Source organism: Meiothermus rufus DSM 22234, from assembly GCF_000423425.1.
Classification (GTDB): domain Bacteria; phylum Deinococcota; class Deinococci; order Deinococcales; family Thermaceae; genus Meiothermus; species Meiothermus rufus.
In genome coordinates this window covers 26,266-45,486 of record NZ_AUHY01000019.1, presented here as the reverse complement: position 1 = coordinate 45,486, position 19,221 = coordinate 26,266, and the positions used below count along the sequence as shown (strand labels likewise).

The window sequence follows — 19,221 nt, the reverse complement described above, 5'->3', positions numbered from 1 at the left end:
GGCGGGAGCGGGGTTTGAGACCGGCCAGGCCCTTTTCTTTTAGGGCTTTTTTCCAGCGGTGGTAGGTGGCCCGGCTGATCCCGACCAGGTCCTGGATCTCCTTCCAGCTCTTTTTACTTTCACGCAGGGCTTTGACCAGTCGGAGCTTGCGCAGACGTTCCTTGACCTCTGGGTCGCCTGCTTTGGCCTCGGCCAGCCTCTGTGCTTGTCTAGCGCCTTGCCATATCTCTCGGCCAACGGTGGTAAACTGCACCTGGGGAACCTCCTTTCTTGGTTGGTTCCCCTCTTTTTATCCCAGCTTAGAGTCTCACATGTGTCCGTCCAGGTTCAGAAGGGTGGTGTATCCAAAGGTACAAAGATATCCGGGTCTGTAGCGCTGGGCACCCCCTGCGTTTCGAGGGAGATTGACTGGACTTTGCGGCAGACCCTTGGGTGTTCTACTTTGGTTGCTTTGGGTAAACCACCCCACGGCTAAAGCCGGGGGCTTCCAGGGACAGGATTATGCCGGATAGCACTCTCCGCTTCCCCCAGGTACGGCTGGTTTACGGCAGCCCAGCCGCGAACGGCAATGTTCACGGCCGCGAAGTGGTCTGCGTGCCCAACGAGGCCGCACGACCGACAGACGAACTGTGCCTGCGAAACGCGGTTGAGCTTCTCGCAGTGCCCGCAGGCCGGGCAGGTGCGGGAAGTGTTGCGGGGGTCAACCTGGACCAGAACGACTCCCGCCCGTTCAGCCTTGTACCGAAGCTTCTGGCCCAGGTCGAAGAACGCCCAGCTATGCAAGGCCGCCCGTTGAGGCCGTCTGAGCCGTACCCGGTCGCGGATGCCACCCAAGGCCTCGATGGCGATGCCGCGTCCGGTGCGTTGGGCCTTGGCGACAATGCGCTTGCTGAGCGCGTGGTTGGTATGGTTGGCAAACCTCCGTTCTTTCCCCGAAAGCTTCTTCAGGCGACGCTTGGCCCCCTTGGTGCCTTTCTTCTGCAACTTCTTACGAAGACGGCGGTGGCGGTGGCGAACCGAGTTGAGGTGGGAGCCGGAGTAGGTCTCCCCGTCCGAATCGGTGGCGATGTTCACGATGCCCAGGTCAACCCCCAATATCCCTTGGGGGTCAAGGACAGGCGGGTCATCGTACTCGCACCACAGGTGGATGTACCAGGAGGAGTCCCGCCCTCTGACCAACTGCCCGCCCTGGATGCTCTTGGCGGTTCGCAAAAGGTGGCGCTGATACCCGGCGATGCGCATGGGCACCTTCACCCGCCCCTCCACCGTGGAGAGGCTGACCACCTCGTCCGCAATGTTCAGCGAGAGGATACGCTGGTCGTAGTCCACCGAGGTGGCCTTGAACCCGCCCACCTTGTGCCCCTTGCGCTTGCCCACGCGGGCGATGGCGCGAACGGCGAGGTTGGCGCTGAGGCCGAAGCGCTCCCGAATCTCCCGATAGACCAGTCTTTGCAGGGCGAACTTGTTCCAGGCATTCTCCCGCCGCGCCACCGCCAAGGCATAGTTACAAGCGTTGGCAAACTGGTCTACCGTGCGGGAAAGCTTATCGGCTGTACTCGCATCGGGTATCAGTTTGCAACGCACGGACAGGAGGGACATACCTTGACTCAGTTTATCACGCTTTCGACCATTCAGCGAGCTTCGCTCGCCACCCCCTTCCTCCCCATGTCTAAAGGCAGGGGCTTCCGGGGGTGGTTGTGGTGAGGTGGGTTGTTCTGAAGACCCAGGGGAAGCCTAGTCCAGAGCCGTTGTGCATTCGGCCTGGTTCATGGCTAAAATCACGTTATGTCTACGCCAAAAGAGCGGATTCAGGAATTGCGCGAGCAGATTCGCTACCACAACTACCGCTACTACATCCTGGATGACCCGGAAATCTCCGATGCCGAGTACGACCGGCTGCTAAAGGAGCTAAAAGACCTCGAGGCCGCCCATCCGGAGTACCTTACCCCCGACTCGCCCACCCAGGTGGTGGGGGGCGGGGTGCTGGAGACTACCTTCGCCGCCGTGCCGCACCCTACCCGGATGTATTCTCTGGCCAACGCCTTCAACCGGCAGGAGATCGCCGAGTTTGAGGCCAGCCTAAACCGGGCTTTAGGCCTGCTGGAGAACCACCCCCAGGTCTACCTGCTGGAGTACAAGATCGACGGCCTCTCGGTCAACCTGATCTACCAGGACGGCCTGTTGCAGCGGGGCCTGACCCGGGGCGACGGGGTGGTAGGGGAGGACGTCACCCCCAACCTGCTGTCCATCCCCGATATTCCCCGCCGCCTGCGCGAGCCTTTGAGCCTGGAGGTACGGGGTGAGGTGTATTTGCCCATAGAGACCTTTTTAGAGCTCAACGCCCATCTGGAGGAGGAGGGGCTTGCCCCCTTCAAAAACCCCCGCAACGCCGCGGCCGGCAGCCTGCGGCAAAAAGACCCCCGCATCAGTGCCCGCCGGGGGCTGCGGGGGTTGTTCTATGGGGTGGGGCGGCCCGAGGCGTTGGGGGTAAGGACCCAGGAAGCCCTGCTGGAGCGGCTGGCCGGGTTGGGCTTCTCGGTGGAGCCGCACTACCGGCGGGCAGAGGGGGTGGAGGGTGTGGAAGCAGGCTACCAGGCCATGCTGGCCCAGCGCCGGCAGCTTCCCTTTGAGGCTGATGGCATTACGGTCAAACTCAACGACCTCGCGCTGTGGGCGGAGCTAGGCTACACCGCCAAGACCCCCCGCTTTGCCATTGCCTACAAGTTCCCTGCTGAGGAGAAGCCCACCCGGGTTCTGCGGGTGGTTTTCCAGGTGGGCCGCACCGGGCGGGTTACGCCGGTGGCCGAGCTCGAGCCCATCCTGCTGGATGGCTCTACTGTCAGCCGGGTTACTCTGCACAACGAAAGCTACGTGCAGGAGTTGGGCCTGCGCATTGGCGATACCGTGCTGGTACACAAGTCCGGGGGGGTCATCCCCGAGGTGCTGCGGGTGCTCACCGACCGGCCCCGGGGAAGCCAGCCGGTGGAATGGCCCCATGCCTGCCCAGAGTGCCAGATCGAGCTAGTCTTGTCGGGCAAGATTCACCTCTGCCCCAACCCGCTGTGCCCAGCCAAGGCCTTCGAATCCATCCGCCACTATGCCAGCCGGCGGGCCATGGACATCCAGGGCTTGGGAGAGAAGCTCATCGAACAGCTCTTGCAAAAAGGATTGGTGCGCGATGCAGCCGATCTATACCAGCTCAAGCTGGAAGACCTGGAGAATCTGGAGCGCATGGGCCGCAAAAGCGCGCAGAAGCTATTGCAACAGATTGAGAAGAGCAAAACCCAGGGCCTGGAGCGGCTGCTGTTTGCGTTGGGCATTCCCCAGGTAGGAGAAAGCACGGCCCGCAACCTGGCCCGCCGCTTTGGCCATCTGGACAGGATTCTCTCGGCCAGCGTGGAGGAACTCGATGCGGTCGAGGATATCGCCGAGACCACTGCCCAGGCCATCCACCAGGCCCTGGCCCGGCTGGCGATGCGCGCTTTTATCGAGCGGCTGCGGGCTGCCGGGGTGAGCTTTGAGGCCCAGGAGAAACCCCAGGGCGATGCCCTGGCGGGCCTAACCTTTGTCCTGACCGGAGAGCTATCCCGCCCGCGGGACGAGGTGGCCCGGGCGCTGGAGGCCCTGGGGGCCAAGGTGGCTGGCTCGGTCAGCAAAAAGACCAGCTATGTGGTGGCCGGGCCAGGGGCAGGGTCCAAGCGGGAGAAGGCGCAGCAGCTTGGGGTGCCTATCCTGGACGAGGCCGGCCTGCTGGCGCTGGTAGAGCAGAGGGGCGCTTCGCTTAGCCAAAGTACTCCGGTAGCTGGTCGCGGGTGATGAGCACCTCCCTGGGTTTGCTGCCCTGGTGGGGGCCCACGATGCCCATGGCCTCGAGAGCATCGACCAGCTTGCCCGCCCGGGCGTGGCCCACCGAGAGCCGGCGCTGGAGCCTCGAGACCGAGGCGTAGCCCTCTTCAATCACAATCTCAGCGGCTTTTTTGAGCAGAGGGTCGCCAAAGTCTATCTCGCTGCTGTCTCCGGGCCCGCTGCCGCCTAGGTTCAGGGGGCCTTCAAAATCGGAGCCGTACTGCTGAACGAAGGCGTCCTCGAAGCTCTGTTCGCGCAGGAAGGCGGCGATGCGGTGGACCTCGGCCTCGGAGAGGAAGGGGCCCTGCAGCCGCACCGGCTTGGGCAGGCCAGGTTGGTGGAAGAGCATATCCCCCTGACCGACTAAGCGCTCGGCCCCGTAGGTATCTAGAATGGTGCGGGAGTCGAAGCCCGAAGAGACCGCAAAGGCCATGCGGGCCGGGATGTTGACCTTGATTAAGCTGGTCAGAATGTCCACCGAGGGGCGCTGGGTGGCCAGGATCAGGTGCATTCCGGTGGCCCGGGCCATCTGGGCCAGGCGCAGAATGGCCTGCTCCACCTCTTTGGGAGCGGTAATCATGAGGTCGGCCAGCTCGTCGATCACGATGACCAGGTAAGGCAAGGTGGGCTCTTTTGCGGCGCGCATCTTCTGATTGAACTGCTCGAGGTTGCGCGCACCCACCTGGCTCATCATCTTGTAGCGTCGCTCCATGTGGGCTACCGCGCCCAGGAGCACGCCTGCCGCGTCGGCGGGGTTGGTGACCACGGGCCGCACCAGATGGGGGATGCCTTCGTAGGGCGTAAGCTCGACCATCTTGGGGTCGATCAGCAAAAAGCGCAGCTCGGTGGGCAGGTATTTGAAAAGCAGGCTGGTGATAAGGGTATTCACCGCCACCGACTTGCCCGAACCTGTCGAGCCGGCAATCAGGAGGTGGGGCATACGGGCCAGGTCGCGCACCCAGACCTCTCCCTCGATGCTCTTGCCCAGCACCAAAGGCAGAAGCTCTTTGCTACGAACGAAAGCGGGGCTTTGGATGGCCTCGCTGAAGCGCACCATCTCGCGCTCGGGGTTGGGCACCTCGAGGCCAATCACGCTCTTGCCGGGGATGGGGGCCTCGATGCGCACCGAGCCTGCCGCCAGGGCCAGGGCCAGGTCGTTGTGGAGGTTTTGCACCCGGCTGATTTTTTCGCCAGGAGCGGGCTCGAGTTCGAAGCGGGTCACGGTGGGCCCGCGCGACCAGCCCACCACCCGGGCCTCCACCCCGTGGTGCGCTAGGGTGTTGTTGATGACCTCCACCTGGCGCTGGGTGATGCGCTCGAGGGCTTTGGGGTCGAGGTGGGGAGGGTCGGGTGGATCCAGCAGGTCGAAGCCGGGCCGTTGCAAGGCGGTGGAGGAGGGGGTCTGGGGGCTTAGTGGGGGAGGGCTTTTGACCTTCTCTTGTTCGGTCGGGCTTTTTCCCACCCGCTCGGGTTCGGGGAAGACCAGCTCGAAGTCGAAGAGCGGTTCGGCGGGGGGTTTGGCAGTGGCCACGGCAAAAGCGGGGGGCTCGCTCCTCAGGCCTTTTTCCAGAAGGGTTCGCAGCCCGGCAGGGTGGGCCTCGAGGGGGGCGGCCTCCACCCACTCGGCCCAGCGCAGCCAGCCATCCACCCGGGCCTCGAGGTCTTGGGTCAGGGCCTCGGCCTGCTGCCAGGCGGCCAGGCGTTGCTGGTGGGCCTCCAAAGCGGCCAGCAGCGCTTGGGCTGGGGTGGACGGGGCCAGCCGCTGGGCGGCAGCCTGGGCCTGGTGGGTAAGGTGCTGGGTTTTGCTCAGCAGGGTATTGATTTCCAGCACCAACGCGGCCCGGCGCTCCTCCAGGGCCTGGGCCAATCCCTCGCCAGAGAGGGGGGCGGCCAGGGCAGCCGCGAGACGCTCGAGGCGAGCTGTCAGGGGGCGGGCTTCGGCGGCCAGCCTGGCCGATAGCTCCTTGGCCCGCTCCTGGCGGAAGTCCCGCAGCAGCTGCTCCAGCCTCAGCAGAGCCTCGGCCTCCTTGGGGGCCCGCTGGAAGGCGGCCAGGTCGGTTTGCAGTACCTCGAGGGCCTTGTGCTCAGGGTAACGCTGGGCCAGGGCCCGGGCCTCTTGCCACAGCCTCGCGGCGGTGCGAGAGAGGGTGTAAGCCTGGTAGAGCCTATACCCGGCCAGCGCCACCCGTCGCAGGCCCTGGCGCAGCAAAAATCCCGGCGGCTGGCGCAGGGCCAAATCGCCCACCCCGCTCAGGGCCAGCAAGGGCAGCAGAAGGCCCAGATTGCCTAGGCTACCTTGCAGTAGGCCATGCAGATAGGTGCCCAGGAGGCCCCCGTGGGGAGGGGAGAAGTGGGCCACCAGGGGTAGGGTGAGAAGCCCCCCCAGGCTGCCCAGGCCCACCATTCGCCCATACCCCCCTAAGGGGCGATCCAGAAACAGCCGCACACCGGCCAGGGCCAGGGTGGGGGGGATGAGCCAGGCCAAATAGCCCAGGTTGCCCCAGAAAAAGCCCTGTACCGCACGGCCCAACTGGCCAGCCAGGTTGGCCCCAAAATAGATGGCGGCGGCCAGGAGCACCGACAGGCCTAGTACCAGCAATGCGAGGGCCTCGAGGTCGCGCTTTCGCTCCGTTGAGGAGGGCTTACTGCTTTTGTCTCCTTTGGCTTTGCCCTTAGCCATCGCTTACGATTCTAACATAGATGGCAATTCGACCGTTCTAAACAGCAAAGCAAAAGCGCAGGGCCCGCCCGAGATGGTCGAAGCCCTGCGCATATGGGCTCGGCTATTTGGGCAGAGCCCGGATGACCGCCTCGGTGACCTCGAGCTCCTCGGCGGCGTAGACTACCAGGCCGCTGCTGGCGGCGATTTTCTTATCCAAAATCATGGCGAAGCCCTGCTGCTGGGCCACCCGGGCGATCACCTGGTCGATCTCCTCGGTGATGGGTTTGAGAACCGCATTGCTGCGCTCGGTCCACTTGCGCCCGGCCTCCTGCAGGCTCTGGGCCAGCACGCGGTAGTCCTGCTGCTCTTTGGCGCTGGCGTTGCCGGCGCGTATTTTGGCCTCGAGGGCCTGAAGCTGGTCGCGCAGGGGCTTGAGCTCACGCTCGGCCTGATTGCGCACATCCTGTACCTTTTTGAAATCCTTGTGGGCTTGCACCACCTTTTCCGCATCGATGTAGCCGATGCGGGTAGGGGTGGGGCGGTTCTGGGCGACCAGCGAGCCCCCCAGCAGCAAGACGGCGATTAGGGCGATAAACAGGCTGTTCTTGTTCATTTCCTTGCTCCTACTTAGGTAAGGCCTGCAAAACGGCCTGGGTCAGGTTTAGCTCCTCGGCGGCGTAGACTACTAGGCCGCTACTGGCGGCTACTTCTTGGTCGAGCACCATGGCAAAGCCTTGCGCTTTGGCCACCCGGGCGATCACCTGGTCGATCTCCTCGGTGATGGGTTTGAGGACCGCATTGCTGCGCTCGGTCCACTTGCGCCCGGCCTCCTGCAGGCTCTGGGCCAGCACGCGGTAGTCCTGCTGCTCTTTGGCGCTGGCGTTGCCGGCGCGGATTTTGGCCTCGAGGGCCTGAAGCTGGTCGCGCAGGGGCTTGAGTTCGGCCTCGGCCTGGGCTTGTACCGCCTTCACCTGGGCGAACTGGGGATGGGCTTCTACCAACGCACGCGCGTTCAGATAGCCGATCTTGCTCGGGGTAGGCTGGTTTTGTGCCACCAACAGCCCGCTGAGCAGCAAGAGCGCCAGGGCAGGCCCGAATAGGGCAAAAGGCTTCATACGCCCCGCACTGTAAGGGCCAGCCCTTAGCATAGGGTGAGAGCAAGGCCACTGGTGGTTTAGGGCCATCTAGGCTATGGTATCGCCTGCGGGGGTTGTGCCCCCCAGGAAGAGGTGCAAGCCATGAAACGTCTACCTGTGGTTCTTTTCCTACTTTTGCTAGCCTTCGCTTCGACCGGCCTGGCCCAGCGGGCCTTTCAACTGCGCATTGCCGTACCCGAGCCCAGCCTGGGCTTTGGCCTCGAGGCCACCCTTCAGCGCAACCTGGTAGCCCTGATTTACGGGGATGTGATCTTCAGGGGGCCGGCCTTCCTCCTAGGAGGCGAGGTGCAGTTCAAACCCGATCTGGGCCAGTTCGACCGCGACCTGCGCGGCATCAAGCCCTATTTCGGCGGGGGGCTGGCGGTGGGCCTGCCCAGCGCCAACTTCGCCCTAACCCTGGGCGCTGGCCTGGAGTTTAGTCTCGACCCCAGCACCGGCCTGTTTTTAGGCGGACAGAGCGTCTTCCCTTTCAACGGGGGCTCCTATGGGCGGGTGATTTTCGGAGCGAGTTTCCGCTAGGGCTCCTTGATAAAACCCCAGCTGGTTACGGCAGGGTAGGAGCCCAGCACCTTAACAAACGAAGCCCGGCGCAGCAGGGTCAGGAGGGCCTGGGAGGGGCCGGGGTCCTCGGCGTGGCCTTCGAAATCGGCATAGAAGATGGGCGAGAAGGGCCGTTCGGGGTCGCGCCGGGGGCGTGACTCGAGCTTGGTGAGGTTGATGCCCTGGTCGGCAAAAGCCTTCAGCGCGGCCAAAAGTTCGCCGGGGCGGTGGCGGGTAGTGAAGACCACCGAGGTCTTGTAAGGGCCTGCCTGGCGGGGAAGGTCTTCCCGCGCCAGCACGAAGAAGCGGGTGTAGTTGCCTATAAAGTCTTGGATGCCCTCGGCTAGGATGGCTAGGCCATAGCGTTCGGCGGCCCGGCGGCTGGCAATGGCGGCCAGCCCTGGCTGAGGGTGTTCGGCCAGCTCGCGCGCGGCTCCGGCAGTGTCGTAGACCGGCTCGGCCTCGAGCTTGTAGCGGGCGATAAAGCCGTCGCACTGAATCAGGCCCTGGGGGTGGCTCCGAACCTTGCGGATGTCCTCCAGGCGGGTGCCTGGTGGGGCTAGCAAGCAGTGGTCTATCTTTAGCACCAGCTCGCCTACCACGTGTAGGTCGGTCTCGAGTAGCAGGTCGTAGGTCTGGTTGATAATTCCGGCAGTGGTGTTTTCCACCGGCACCACCCCTCGATCCACCTCGCCGTTGGCCACGGCGGCGAACACCTGGTGGAAGGTGGGCAGGCCGATGGTCTGAGCCTCAGGGAAGGCCCGTAGGGCTACCTCTTCGCTGTAGGCGCCTTCGGTTCCTTGGAAAGCAACCCGCATCACGGGGCCAGTATAGAGCATGTGGCCCGACCCATGAGGCATAATGGAAAGCCGTGTGGAGACTGGAGGAGGTACGCGAAGGGGCGCGCTGGAACCAGATGGTGGCCTCACTACCCATTAGCAGCGCCTTGCAGTCCTGGGGCTGGGGAGAGGTCAAGAGGCTGTCGGGCTGGCAGCCCGAGCGTGTAGCGGTCTACCAGGGTTCGGAACTGGTCGCCGCGGTGCAGCTATTCCGCCGCAGGCTAGCCGGCCCCCTGGCTATGTTGTACGCGCCCCGGGGTCCGGCCTTGCGCCGCTTGGAGGATCTGCCTAAGGTCGCTGAACTCCTGCGCACACGGGCGGGGGGGGCAGTCTACCTCAAGCTCGAGCCCGAGACCGGCCAGCCCGCAGAGGCGGCCACCCCACTTTTCTCCTCGCTTTGCCAGGCAGAAACCATTCAGCCAGAGTACTCCATCTGGCTCGACCTCAGCCTGGGGGCCGAAGGTGTGTTGGCCCGGATGGACAACATGCACCGGCGGAACACCCGGCTGGCCCTCAAGCGGGTGGTGACCACCATTGAGAAAGAGGAAGCTTTCGAGGAGTTCTGGCCGCTTTTTGAGGAGACCAACCGCCGGGCACGGCTGTTACAGCATGCCAAGGCCTACTACCAGGCTGTGCTGCGGGAGATGAACCAGCCTTTGGGGCAGGCGTTTATCGCTATTGCCCGCCAGGAGGGTAAAGCCCTGGCGGCAGGAATGTTCGTGGCCTTTGCCGGTAAGGTGGCCTATCTCTACGGCGGTAGCAGCCGAGAAAACAGCCATGCCAAGGCCCCCAACGGCATGCACTGGGGGGCCATCACCTGGGGAATAGCCCACGGCTACCGCATCTACGACCTGTGGGGGGTACCCCGCCAGGCCGAAGGCAGCCATGCAGCGGGGATCGATGCATTTAAGGAGGGCTTTGGGGGTACACGGGTGCGCTTCCCTGCCTACGATCAGCCCCTTTCCCCCCTGTACGGGGCGGTCAAGCGGGCCTTGCGCTGGCGCAAGAGCTGGATTAACTACCGCATGCGGGGCACCACCCGGGACGTGCTTTGAGGTAGCATGGCGCCAGGAGGCAGTATGCGCGAGGTGTATGTGGTTTCAGCGGTGCGCACGCCTATTGGTCGGTTTGGCGGTGCGCTGAAGGATTTTTCGCCCATCGATCTGGGGGCCCAGGCCATGAAGGCCGCCCTCGAGCGGGCGGGTTTGTCTGGGGCGGCGCTAGACCTATTCATCTTTGGCCAGGTGCTCCGGGCCGGCCACGGGCAGCTTCCGCCCCGGCAGGCTGCCTTCAAAGCAGGGATTCCCCACACGGTGGACGGCTATGCGGTGGACATGGTCTGCGCCTCAGGCATGCAGGCGGTGGCTAACGGGGCCTTGGCCATCCAGGGGGGGCAGGCCGAGGTGGTGCTGGTGGGGGGCATGGAAAGCATGACCCAGGCTGGGTTCTACCTTTCCCACCGAGCCCGCTGGGGCTACAAGTACCTGGCCGGGGCTCCGGAGCAGCTCCAGGACATCCTGCAGCGGGATGGGCTTTCCGACCCCTTTACCGGCGAAGCCATGGGCGAGCAGGCGGAGCGGCTGGCTGCTGCGTTCGGTGTGGGCCGGGCCGAGCTAGACCAAGTGGCTTTGGAATCCCACCAGCGGGCGGCCCGGGCCCAGGAGGCCTGCCACTTCAGCCGGGAGATGGTGCCCCTCGAGGTGCAGACCCGCAAAGGGGTGGAAAAAATTGAGCGGGATGAAGGGGTACGTCCCGAGACCACCCTGGAGTCGCTGGCTGCGCTACGCCCGGCTTTCCGTAAGGACGGGGTACTGACTGCGGGCAATGCCTCACAGATTTCCGATGGGGCCGCGGCCCTGGTGCTGGCCAGCCCCCAGGCGGTGGCGAAGCACGGCCTGAAGCCTTTGGCCCGGATTCTGGGCCATAGCTGGGCTGCTGGTGAGCCTTGGCGCTTCCCCGAGGCTCCGGTGCCCGCGGCGCAAAAGCTTTTAGAGCGGCTTAGGATGGGGATTTCCGACTTCCAGCTCTTCGAGAACAACGAGGCTTTCGCCCTCAACAACATCCTCTTCCACCGCCTGCTGGGGGTACCCATGGAGCAGCTCAATGTGCACGGAGGGGCGGTGGCCCTGGGCCACCCCATCGGGGCCTCGGGGGCCCGCATCCTGGTGACCCTAATCCACGCCCTGCACACCCATCAAAAAGAGCGGGGCTTGGCGGCTATCTGCCACGGCACCGGGGGCTCGCTGGCCCTGGCGGTGGAGGCGGTAGGCTAGCGGGCCCAGTGCGGCACCAGGCCTTCCAGGCTGACCTCCTCTACGCTCCAGCTCGAGTCCACTACCCGGTACTCGGCCTGGGCTGCGATGAACAGAGCCGCCTCGCGCAATACGGTCTCGACCCATACCCCGTCGTGGCCGAGGAGGCTAAACCCGACCACCTCCCAGTCGTGGTCGTCCTGGCCGGCCAGCCGAGCAGCCGAGACCGGGAAGCGGGCCCGCAGGCGCTCGAGGGTGGGCTTGACCAGGGCCCGCTTCTCCTTGAGGCTGCGTACCCAGGGCATCTCCAGCCGCGCAGTGTACAGGCCCAGATAGGCTTTCATGTCCCGATTGTGCCACAGCCTGGGCCTACGCGTCGATCTGGATGCGCTCGGGGTGGGTATAGATGTTGAAGCTGCCGCGCAGAAAACCGACCAGCGTCAGGCCGAAGCGCTGGGCCAGGGCTACCGCTAGGCTGCTGGGGGCAGAGATGGCCGCCAGGAGGGGAATGCCAGCAGCCAGGGTCTTTTGCACCAGCTCGTAGCTGGCCCGCCCGCTTACCAGGGCCAAAGCCTGGGAGAGGGGTAGCCGGCCTTCCAACAGGGCCCAGCCGATCAGTTTGTCCAGGGCGTTGTGCCGGCCCACATCCTCCCGCAGGGCCAGCAGACGGCCTTCGGGGTCGAACAAAGCTGCGGCGTGTAACCCTCCAGTCTGGGCAAAAAGCCCCTGCTGGGCCAATAGCTTTTGGGGGAGCTGGGCTATGGTGCTGGCGGGAACCTGCCAGCCGGCCTTGAGCCGGGGGTAGTGCCGCTCGAGGTTTTCCAGGGTAGCTTTGCCGCACACCCCACAGGCTGCACTGGTGTAGAAAGCGCGTTCCAAAGGGGCTAGACTGGGTAGAGCAGGAAGGTTTAGCCGTACCTCGAGGCTGTTGTACTGCTGGGGTTCGCCCGGTGGGGGGCAGTAGCGCATCTGCCGGATGTCCTCGCGGCGTTTGATTAGGCCCTCGGCGAACAAAAACCCTGCAGCTAGCTCGAAGTCGTGGCCGGGGGTGCGCATCACCACCGCCAGAGGACGGGGTTCTCCCCCTGCCGCTAGGCGAATTTCCAGGGGTTCCTCGGTGGCCAGCAGGTCGGTGCGGGGGGTGGCCCGCCCCTTTTCAACCCGCCACAGGGTGGTTTGGGTCTTGGCCTTGGGGCGCTTGGAGGTGGAGGTAGACATAAGCCTCTTTGTAAGCGGGGATGCCCGCCCGGCTCGAGCGCTTCTTAGGGTCGAGCAGCACGTTGCCCTCGGGCCAGTGTACCTGCAGGCTACCCGGCTTGACCTCGGCGGGGAAGACCCGCACCCGCAGGGTACCAAAGGCATTGGAGAGCCAGACCACCTGGCCCGCAACCAGACCCAGCCTATTCAGGTCGGTGGGGTGGATGAGTACCGCATCGCGCGGGGCGCCGTTGATGGGGTCGGTCTCTTCGTGCACCATGCTGTTGAACTGTTTGCCCCGCCGGGTGACCAGGCGGAAGGCCCCCGGCGGTACGGGGTTCGGCGGCAAAGCGACCGGGCGGAAGCGGGCCCGCCCGTCGGGGGTGGGGCAGACCCCACCCTCGCACAGGTGGGGCCCGCCGTACTGAAAGGCGTCACCTTTGGCTTTTAGGTGCTGGATGCCCTGGTAAAGGGGCACCACCCGGGCAATCTCGGCCCGCACCGCGGCGGTGTCGGCAAAGCGTACCTTTTGGGCTAGCTCAGGCTTACAGACCCGGGCCAGTAATTCCTGGAAGACCTCTCCTTCCCAGCGGGCCTCACCGATGCGGGGGCCGGGAATCTCGGGGCTGAAGATGACCCGCCGTTCGGTGGTGGTCTCGCAGCAGCCGCCGGGAATCTCGTAGCGGGTGGTGGCGGGGAGTAAGAAGACCTCCTCCCCGGGCTCTACCAGCATCTGCGGGGTCAGGACGATGTCTTGGTGAACCCGCATAGGCACCTGGGCCAGCCGGGCTCTGGCCTGGGCCGGGCTGGGCAGGGTTTCGAGGAAGTTGCCCCCCAGGCTCCACAACACCTCGAGGTCAGCCTCGAGCATCTCCGGGGCACTCAGGCCGGGCCAATCCGGCACGGTAAACCCCCACACCTCGGCCAGCCGCTGGGCGTTTTCTGGGGTGATGGGCAGCCCCCCGGGAAAGGCGGTAGCGTAGGCCCCCATCTCTGCCCCGCCCTGTACGCCAGAGTGGCCGCGGATGGGCATCAGGCCACAGCCCTCCCGCCCCAGGTACCCCCGGGCCAGGCCCAGGTTGAGGATGCTCTGCACCGCATCCTCGCCGAAGGTGTGCTGGGTGATGCCCATGCTCCAGACCAGCACGGCCCGTTCGGCCTTGGCCAGCAGAAGGGCGAACTCCAGCATTTCTCGGCGGTTCAGCCCCGAGGCTTGCTCGAGGGCCTCCCAGGGTTGGGCCTCTAGGGCTTCTTTCAGGGCATCGAAGCCCTGGGTGTGCTGCTCAATGAAGGCGCTGTTGAGCCACCCCTGCTCGATGAGGTGCTTGAGGGTGCCGTTGAGGAAGGCTACATCGCCCCCAGGCTCTACCAAAAAGAAACGATCGGTGATGCGGGTGCCAAACAGGGCGCTTTCCGGGTCGGAGGGCACCCAGTAGTGTGCCATAGCTGGTTCTCGGTAGGGGTTGACCACGACCACCTGGGTGCCGGCTTTTTTGGCGTAGTAGAGGTACTTCATCAATACCGGCTGGTTGACCGCTGGGTTGGCCCCAAGGAAGACCACCAGGTCGGTACCGATGAGGTCGCGGTAGCTACAGGTGGTGGCGGCTACCCCCAGCGAATCCCTAAGGGCCACGGTGCTGGGGCTGTGGCAGATGCGGGCGGCATTGTCGATGTTGTTGCTGCCCAAAGCCCGCACCGCTTTTTGCACCACGTAGTAGGTTTCGTTGGGCAGGCCCCGGCTGGTCAGGTAGAAGCCCATGCGTTTGGGGTGGGTCTGGCAGAGCCTAAGGCCGATGCGGTCGAGGGCCTCGTCCCAGCTGATGCGGGTAAAGCCAGCCTCTCCTTTGCGGCGGTACATGGGGTAGGGCAGACGGCCCAGCCCGCGCAACTCGGCGCTGCTTTTGCCCTGGAGTTGGGCCACGTCGGCCAGCAGCCCTACGTCTAAAGGGCCCATGGTGTTGAGCCGCAGCAGCCGCAGGCGGATGTTGCACAGGTGCAGGCCCTGGATGGTCCAGTCCCGCAGCCCATAGGTGCCCAAGGCGCAGCCGTCGCAGACCCCGTCGCGCAGGATGCGCCAGGCATACGCCAGGTTATCGGCATTTTCCCACAGGGCGCGGAAAACCTCGGCGAAGTTGTTGGGTTTTTGCAGACCCAGACCAAAAGGTCGTAGGCTTACCCAGGTCTGGGGGCTCCACCCCTTTTTGACCGCTTTGAGCCCCACGGCATGCCTCCTGTGCAAAGCATTTTACTGCATGGCGAACCAGGGGCAGATGGGAGGGCTAAATCGGCTTGACTTTGCGTTGCCGTGGGTTAGTGTGAGCATGATGCGGCTTTTTTGGATTGCGCTGCTTTTAGCTATGGCAGGGTGTGCCTCGCAGGAGGCCTGGTTGCCCGCTCCGGCCCACGTTGTCCCCCAAGAGGTGGTGATGGAGGGCCTCGAGGGCAGCCTGGCCCTACGGGTGGGCTCCCGAGTGGCCTGGCGGCTCGAGGTCTACAGCGCCTGGCTTACGGCCACGCCCACGCAGGGGGTGGGCCCTGGGGTGGTGCGCTTGCGGGCAGCGTTCACCGAGGAGATGGGGGATCAGCCCGCCTATACCGCCCACCTGCGCCTGTTGGGGGATGTGCAGGCCGAGATTGCCGTGGTGCTGCCGTTGGTGCGGGTGGTGGGCCAGGTAGCCGAAGCAGCGCCCAGCGGGGTGGGGGCCCCCTCGGGGTTGCGCCCAGCCGAGCCGCCCCCCCCCACCGACGAGGTACTGGTCAAGTACCGCACCGACCTGCGGGCGGTGGTGCTGCCCCAGGGCAGCCAGGTGGTCTCGCACGACCGGGTAAACCGCCTCACCAAACTGCGCACCTCGAGGCCCCAAGCGCTCTTGGAGCGGCTGCGCCTCGATCCCACGGTGGCGTGGGCTGAACTCAATGGGAGGGTACAGGCCCAGGGCGAACCCACCGACCAGCACTACCCCCTGCAGTGGTATCTGCGAACCACCGGAGCCCGCTTCACCTATCTGCAAACCTATAGCCGCCCCATTACCGTGGCCGTTGTGGATACTGGGGTGCGCTACGACCACCCCGACCTGGCGGGCCGGCTGTGGGGGCCCGGCGAGGGGGCCTACGATTTTGTGGGGGATCACCCCAGCGACCCTTGCGGCGACCCCCTGCCGGGCAGCCCTGGCGATCCCGACCCTACCGACCCCTGTGATTCGTTTACCTCCACGAGCGGCAGCCACGGAACCCACGTGACTGGAATCATTGTAGCCAATGCGGATACTTTTGCTCCTCCCTGCCCCACCTGTACCGACTCGGGCATTGTGGGTATGGCCTACAACGCCCCCGTCAAGGTGCTGCCCTTGCGGGTGTTAGGCCCCCAGGGCGCCGGCACCTTTGAGGATGTGGCCCTAGCCATCCGCTATGCGGCGGGGCTGCCGGTAGAAAAGGCGGGCCGGCTTCTGGTAAACCCCCAGCCAGCTCAAGTTATCAACCTTTCCCTGGGCTCAACCCTGTTTTCCCATGCGATGTGCGAGGCGGTGGCCGACGCGGTGGCCCAGGGTGTGCTGGTGGTGGCTGCTGCTGGCAATTACCAAGACCGCAACCCCGGTGCGATGTTCTATCCAGCTTCATGCCCCGGGGCCATCTCGGTCGCGGCCACCGACCGGAATAATCAGGTCACCTACTACAGCCAGCAAAACAGCGAAGTGGACATTGCTGCTCCGGGGGGCAGCAATGTCCAGCCGGGCGGTGGCATTCTTTCAACTACTTGGAACTATATCGCCAACCAGCCCAACTACACCTTTTATACCGGCACTTCCCAGGCCACGCCGCAGGTTGCAGCAGCGCTGGCCATGGTGCTGTCCGCAGGCGCCGCCTCCGATGCCGGGCAAGCCTGGAACCTGATTCGTTCCAGCGTGACCGATCTGGGCCCCCCGGGCCGCGACGACGCCTACGGGCATGGGTTACTCAACCTGCCGGGCGCTTTCGGCTGGAGCCTGCCCCTGGGCGATTTCCTGGTCGGCTTCCAGGGGCCAAGCTCGAGGTGGCTTCCCGTGCGTGAGGGTTCCTTCGAAACCTATCTGATTCCCGGCACCTATACCCTGGTGGTCTGCCGCGACGACTCGGGCAACCGCCTTTGCGATAGTGGGGAGCCCCGTATACAGCGCCAGATACAGGTAAGGGGCCAGGGTACCTTCGACCTAGGCACCCTGTTTGTGGAGCCTTAGCGGCACAGGTCGTTTTGGCAGAGGTCCAGCACGGCCCAGTCGCGCCCCTCGCGTACTACTAGCTTCAACCATAGGGTGCCCCCCTCACTCCAGTAGCGTTCCCCGCTGCTGCTGTCGAACTCGGCCCTGGAAGCGGCTTTAGGAAGCTGGTTGCGGTTGTCGATCCAGTAGTCGCGGTAGATAAAAGGCTCACCCGAATAGGGTAGGGCCAACACCAGGAAGTCGCCGGGGTTGCTGTTGTCGAAGCGCAGCCGGAGTTTGGTGGGCATGGCCCCCGAGAGGCCCAGGGTGTAGCGGCGACCCTTGAGCACAGTGGCCCCAAAATGGGTGTTATCGCCGCTTTTAGGGGTGCCCCACATGCGGAAGATGGGGTGGCTGCCGTCGTTGCGGGTGAGGGAGACCGGAGCGATGTTGCCCCCACTTTCGTTGTAGAGGTGTAGCCGCCCGTAGCTGTAGGGGCAGGTTGCGGCGTTCCACTCGGCCCGCAGGATGCAGCCGGAGTCGAGCAGGAAGGGGTGGTTGAAGACCACGGCTTGCCCTACCCTGCCGCTCACCGAGCCGTCCAGGTCGATAAACACCCCACCCCGGTAGCCGTCAGCGGTTTTGTCGTTGGCAATTTCTTCTGCAGTGGGCTCTTCGCGGGGGGGAAGGTAAACCTCCTTGGCATTGCGGAAGCGGGCCCCCTGAGCAAAGTTACGGCTATCGATGTTGAAGGAGGTAAAGCGCAGGTAGCTTAGAGCCCCGGCCTCGCGGGTAGCGTTCTGACCACCCTGAGCGTTGTGTATGTCCAAGGGCTGGAAGTTCACGAACTCCACATTGCGAAAGCCAATCTTGCCGTCGTAGAACTCGAAGCCGCGGATGGGGAAGTTGTCCTGGATAGCGCCGCTGCTGGAGGCCCAGGGCCTAGGCAGGCTGCGCCCGTCGGCTCCGCGAAACTCCCAGTTTTCCGGATAGCCTTTGTTGTCACTATCACCCACGATTAAGGCGTCTTCCAGGGTGGTTTCGCGCGAGGCAAAGGTAACCCCGATGGCGTTGTCGGCCAGCCTGGCCCCCACCACCTTATGGTTGAGGCCCCGTAGCCAGATGGCGTTGCCCCGGTTTTTGTAGGCGGTGAAGTCTCTGAACACCGCTACCACCGGTGGGTTGGCTGTGTCGTTGTACTGGTTTTGCCTATCGGCAGGGTAGGTACGGGGATTGTAGACGGTGGTCTCGGCCTCGAGGGTGTTCTGGTTGGGGCCTCGGTCTACCATCAGCCCATCCCAGTTGGAGTGGGCTACGTTGCCAGAAAACTCCCCCAGAGGGGTGCGGCGAGGCCAGATGGTGGTGGTGTAGGAAGGGCCGGTGGGGTTTTCCGGCAAGGCATACCAGAAGCCAATGGCCTCTGAGCCAGCCGCCACATTGCCCCGCACGATGTTGTCGGGATGAGTGATCCAGAAGGTGGCCGGGGTTTTGTCGGTGGGAATGACCCCGGTCTCTCCCCGCTGGGGGTTGGGGCGGCGGGTCAGAATGCCCAGGTTGCCCTCGAGGCGGTTCTTGCGCTCAGCCCCATCCTCGAGGAAGTAGCAATGGCCCAGGACGTTGTAGGCTACGTTGCCCACTACCTCAACCTGGTTGGTGCCGTGCACCGTGACACAGCGGTTGAAGCTTTGGTGGATGGAGGACTGCCGGATGAACTGGCCAGAGGCATCGCCCACCAGGTGCCAGTGCACCGGGTAGCGGGCCAGAGTGTTGCGCTGACCCATGCGGTAAAGCTCCACCCCGGAGATGCGCATGGCGCTACCCACCATGGCCATGATGTGTCCCCCAAATCCGGCTTGTTCCGAGTTTTCGTCCCCTTGGACCAGCACGTTGCGGCTCAAAAGGCCTACCTCACCCCGCTGGTCCACCCCAAAGGTAATTTCGCCGAAATGGGGGTATTTGAGGGGTTGGTCGAGGGTGAGGGTATTGCCCGAGACGGCAGTGATGGTGCGCACCTCAGCCTGGCCGGGGTTGAAGTCGGTGGAGGCCAGCACGATGCGGTCGCCTACCCGCCAATCGCGGGCCTCGAGCACGGTGATCTGGCGGGAACCTGCGGCTGCGCTCTGGCTCAGCTTGGTCCAGCCTTGGCGTGGCTCCCCGTGCAGCTCCAGCACCCCTCCCATCATTACCCCGATGACTTTGGTGCCCATGCCCATGATGTCTTCGCCAGGGTTGTTGCCGGTGAGGGTAATGACGGCTCGGTGGCGGAAGGGCCGGCTGGGCGTACCCACCTCGAGTCTTCCATGCACCATGACCCAGTCGGCCTTTAGTTCTAGGTCTTTGTCGCCAAAGCGCAGCGCGCCGTTGATGGTGAGGCCTTTGAGTGGGGGTGGGCTTACGTCCAAAATTACCCCTAGGTCGGCAGGAATGGTGACCACCTCGCCCTCGCGGGGCACCCGTTGGTTGGGCCAGATGCGGGGGTCGGACCACACCCCCCAGCGGCTGGGCCCAGGAGCATCCTGCATTGAACAGGCGCTGACTAACAGGACTAGCAGT

Annotated in this window: 15 protein-coding genes; 5 read left to right on the top strand and 10 right to left on the bottom strand. The window is 64.4% G+C overall.

Annotated features, from left to right (window positions below; genetic code table 11):
* Both G552_RS14770 and G552_RS0104925 read right to left on the bottom strand, forming a co-directional pair.
* Nucleotides 1-253, bottom strand: a 253-nt coding sequence (locus G552_RS14770; RefSeq protein WP_156890674.1) for a helix-turn-helix domain-containing protein, incomplete at its 3' end; no start/stop codon positions are given.
* 218 nt (nucleotides 254-471) lie between these two features.
* The gene (locus tag G552_RS0104925; protein ID WP_027882022.1) at nucleotides 472-1,599 is read right to left on the bottom strand and encodes an RNA-guided endonuclease InsQ/TnpB family protein; all 1,128 of its coding nucleotides are present in this window, start codon (nucleotides 1,597-1,599) and stop codon (nucleotides 472-474) included.
* Nucleotides 1,600-1,785: 186 nt separating this feature from the next.
* On the opposite strand from G552_RS0104925, the gene ligA reads away from it, so the two are divergent.
* Nucleotides 1,786-3,816, top strand: coding sequence for an NAD-dependent DNA ligase LigA (ligA, locus tag G552_RS0104920; RefSeq protein ID WP_027882021.1), 2,031 nt, complete (start codon nucleotides 1,786-1,788; stop codon nucleotides 3,814-3,816).
* Here the strand turns inward: ligA and G552_RS0104915 are convergent.
* The 3 genes from G552_RS0104915 to G552_RS0104905 all read right to left on the bottom strand — a co-directional run bounded on the left by G552_RS0104915 (nucleotide 3,782) and on the right by G552_RS0104905 (nucleotide 7,623).
* On the bottom strand, nucleotides 3,782-6,526 hold the full coding sequence (locus tag G552_RS0104915; protein WP_027882020.1) for a DNA translocase FtsK: 2,745 nt from the start codon (nucleotides 6,524-6,526) through the stop codon (nucleotides 3,782-3,784). The two genes, ligA and G552_RS0104915, sit on opposite strands and share 35 nt — an antisense overlap.
* A 103-nt stretch (nucleotides 6,527-6,629) precedes the next feature.
* Nucleotides 6,630-7,121: an OmpH/Skp family outer membrane protein gene (locus G552_RS0104910; RefSeq protein ID WP_027882019.1), complete on the bottom strand. Its 492-nt coding sequence runs from the start codon at nucleotides 7,119-7,121 to the stop codon at nucleotides 6,630-6,632.
* Between the two features lie 10 nt (nucleotides 7,122-7,131).
* The gene (locus G552_RS0104905; RefSeq protein ID WP_027882018.1) at nucleotides 7,132-7,623 is read right to left on the bottom strand and encodes an OmpH/Skp family outer membrane protein; all 492 of its coding nucleotides are present in this window, start codon (nucleotides 7,621-7,623) and stop codon (nucleotides 7,132-7,134) included.
* 123 nt (nucleotides 7,624-7,746) lie between these two features.
* Between G552_RS0104905 and G552_RS0104900 the strand changes: the two genes are divergently transcribed.
* Nucleotides 7,747-8,184 carry a hypothetical protein gene (locus G552_RS0104900; protein WP_027882017.1) on the top strand — a complete coding sequence of 146 codons (438 nt, stop codon included), beginning with the start codon at nucleotides 7,747-7,749 and terminating at the stop codon, nucleotides 8,182-8,184.
* Here the strand turns inward: G552_RS0104900 and pheA are convergent.
* A complete protein-coding gene (gene pheA, locus G552_RS0104895; protein WP_027882016.1) occupies nucleotides 8,181-9,023 on the bottom strand; it encodes a prephenate dehydratase in 843 nt (280 codons plus the stop codon). The genes G552_RS0104900 and pheA overlap by 4 nt on opposite strands.
* Before the next feature lie 53 nt (nucleotides 9,024-9,076).
* On the opposite strand from pheA, the gene G552_RS0104890 reads away from it, so the two are divergent.
* Nucleotides 9,077-10,099, top strand: coding sequence for a lipid II:glycine glycyltransferase FemX (locus tag G552_RS0104890; protein WP_211224806.1), 1,023 nt, complete (start codon nucleotides 9,077-9,079; stop codon nucleotides 10,097-10,099).
* A gap of 24 nt (nucleotides 10,100-10,123) precedes the next feature.
* Nucleotides 10,124-11,317 carry a thiolase family protein gene (locus G552_RS0104885; RefSeq protein WP_027882014.1) on the top strand — a complete coding sequence of 398 codons (1,194 nt, stop codon included), beginning with the start codon at nucleotides 10,124-10,126 and terminating at the stop codon, nucleotides 11,315-11,317.
* Here G552_RS0104885 and G552_RS0104880 read toward each other — a convergent pair.
* From G552_RS0104880 to G552_RS0104870, 3 genes are read right to left on the bottom strand one after another with little or no spacing between them, the layout of a single operon-like run.
* Nucleotides 11,314-11,640 carry a DUF503 domain-containing protein gene (locus G552_RS0104880; protein WP_027882013.1) on the bottom strand — a complete coding sequence of 109 codons (327 nt, stop codon included), beginning with the start codon at nucleotides 11,638-11,640 and terminating at the stop codon, nucleotides 11,314-11,316. The two genes, G552_RS0104885 and G552_RS0104880, sit on opposite strands and share 4 nt — an antisense overlap.
* A gap of 25 nt (nucleotides 11,641-11,665) precedes the next feature.
* The gene (fdhD, locus tag G552_RS0104875) at nucleotides 11,666-12,514 is read right to left on the bottom strand and encodes a formate dehydrogenase accessory sulfurtransferase FdhD (protein ID WP_027882012.1); all 849 of its coding nucleotides are present in this window, start codon (nucleotides 12,512-12,514) and stop codon (nucleotides 11,666-11,668) included.
* Complete coding sequence (locus G552_RS0104870; protein ID WP_027882011.1) at nucleotides 12,453-14,714, bottom strand: FdhF/YdeP family oxidoreductase; 2,262 nt, start codon at nucleotides 14,712-14,714, stop codon at nucleotides 12,453-12,455. The genes fdhD and G552_RS0104870 overlap by 62 nt, the downstream gene beginning before the upstream one ends.
* Nucleotides 14,715-14,817: 103 nt before the next feature.
* On the opposite strand from G552_RS0104870, the gene G552_RS0104865 reads away from it, so the two are divergent.
* Nucleotides 14,818-16,707, top strand: coding sequence for a S8 family serine peptidase (locus G552_RS0104865; RefSeq protein WP_027882010.1), 1,890 nt, complete (start codon nucleotides 14,818-14,820; stop codon nucleotides 16,705-16,707).
* Here G552_RS0104865 and G552_RS0104860 read toward each other — a convergent pair.
* A complete protein-coding gene (locus G552_RS0104860; RefSeq protein ID WP_245575115.1) occupies nucleotides 16,704-19,190 on the bottom strand; it encodes a G8 domain-containing protein in 2,487 nt (828 codons plus the stop codon). The two genes, G552_RS0104865 and G552_RS0104860, sit on opposite strands and share 4 nt — an antisense overlap.
* Nucleotides 19,191-19,221: the final 31 nt, after the last annotated feature.

What these genes read in the sequence shown, in the direction of transcription:
- ligA (WP_027882021.1), top strand. Translation starts at nt 1,786, where the DNA reads ATGTCTACGCCAAAAGAGCGGATTCAGGAATTGCGCGAGCAGATTCGC.
- G552_RS0104865 (WP_027882010.1), top strand. Translation starts at nt 14,818, where the DNA reads ATGCGGCTTTTTTGGATTGCGCTGCTTTTAGCTATGGCAGGGTGTGCC.
- G552_RS0104900 (WP_027882017.1), top strand. Translation starts at nt 7,747, where the DNA reads ATGAAACGTCTACCTGTGGTTCTTTTCCTACTTTTGCTAGCCTTCGCT.
- G552_RS0104885 (WP_027882014.1), top strand. Translation starts at nt 10,124, where the DNA reads ATGCGCGAGGTGTATGTGGTTTCAGCGGTGCGCACGCCTATTGGTCGG.
- G552_RS0104925 (WP_027882022.1), bottom strand. Translation starts at nt 1,599, where the DNA reads ATGTCCCTCCTGTCCGTGCGTTGCAAACTGATACCCGATGCGAGTACA.
- G552_RS0104915 (WP_027882020.1), bottom strand. Translation starts at nt 6,526, where the DNA reads ATGGCTAAGGGCAAAGCCAAAGGAGACAAAAGCAGTAAGCCCTCCTCA.
- G552_RS0104880 (WP_027882013.1), bottom strand. Translation starts at nt 11,640, where the DNA reads ATGAAAGCCTATCTGGGCCTGTACACTGCGCGGCTGGAGATGCCCTGG.
- fdhD (WP_027882012.1), bottom strand. Translation starts at nt 12,514, where the DNA reads ATGTCTACCTCCACCTCCAAGCGCCCCAAGGCCAAGACCCAAACCACC.
- pheA (WP_027882016.1), bottom strand. Translation starts at nt 9,023, where the DNA reads ATGCGGGTTGCTTTCCAAGGAACCGAAGGCGCCTACAGCGAAGAGGTA.
- G552_RS0104860 (WP_245575115.1), bottom strand. Translation starts at nt 19,190, where the DNA reads ATGCAGGATGCTCCTGGGCCCAGCCGCTGGGGGGTGTGGTCCGACCCC.
- G552_RS0104910 (WP_027882019.1), bottom strand. Translation starts at nt 7,121, where the DNA reads ATGAACAAGAACAGCCTGTTTATCGCCCTAATCGCCGTCTTGCTGCTG.
- G552_RS0104905 (WP_027882018.1), bottom strand. Translation starts at nt 7,623, where the DNA reads ATGAAGCCTTTTGCCCTATTCGGGCCTGCCCTGGCGCTCTTGCTGCTC.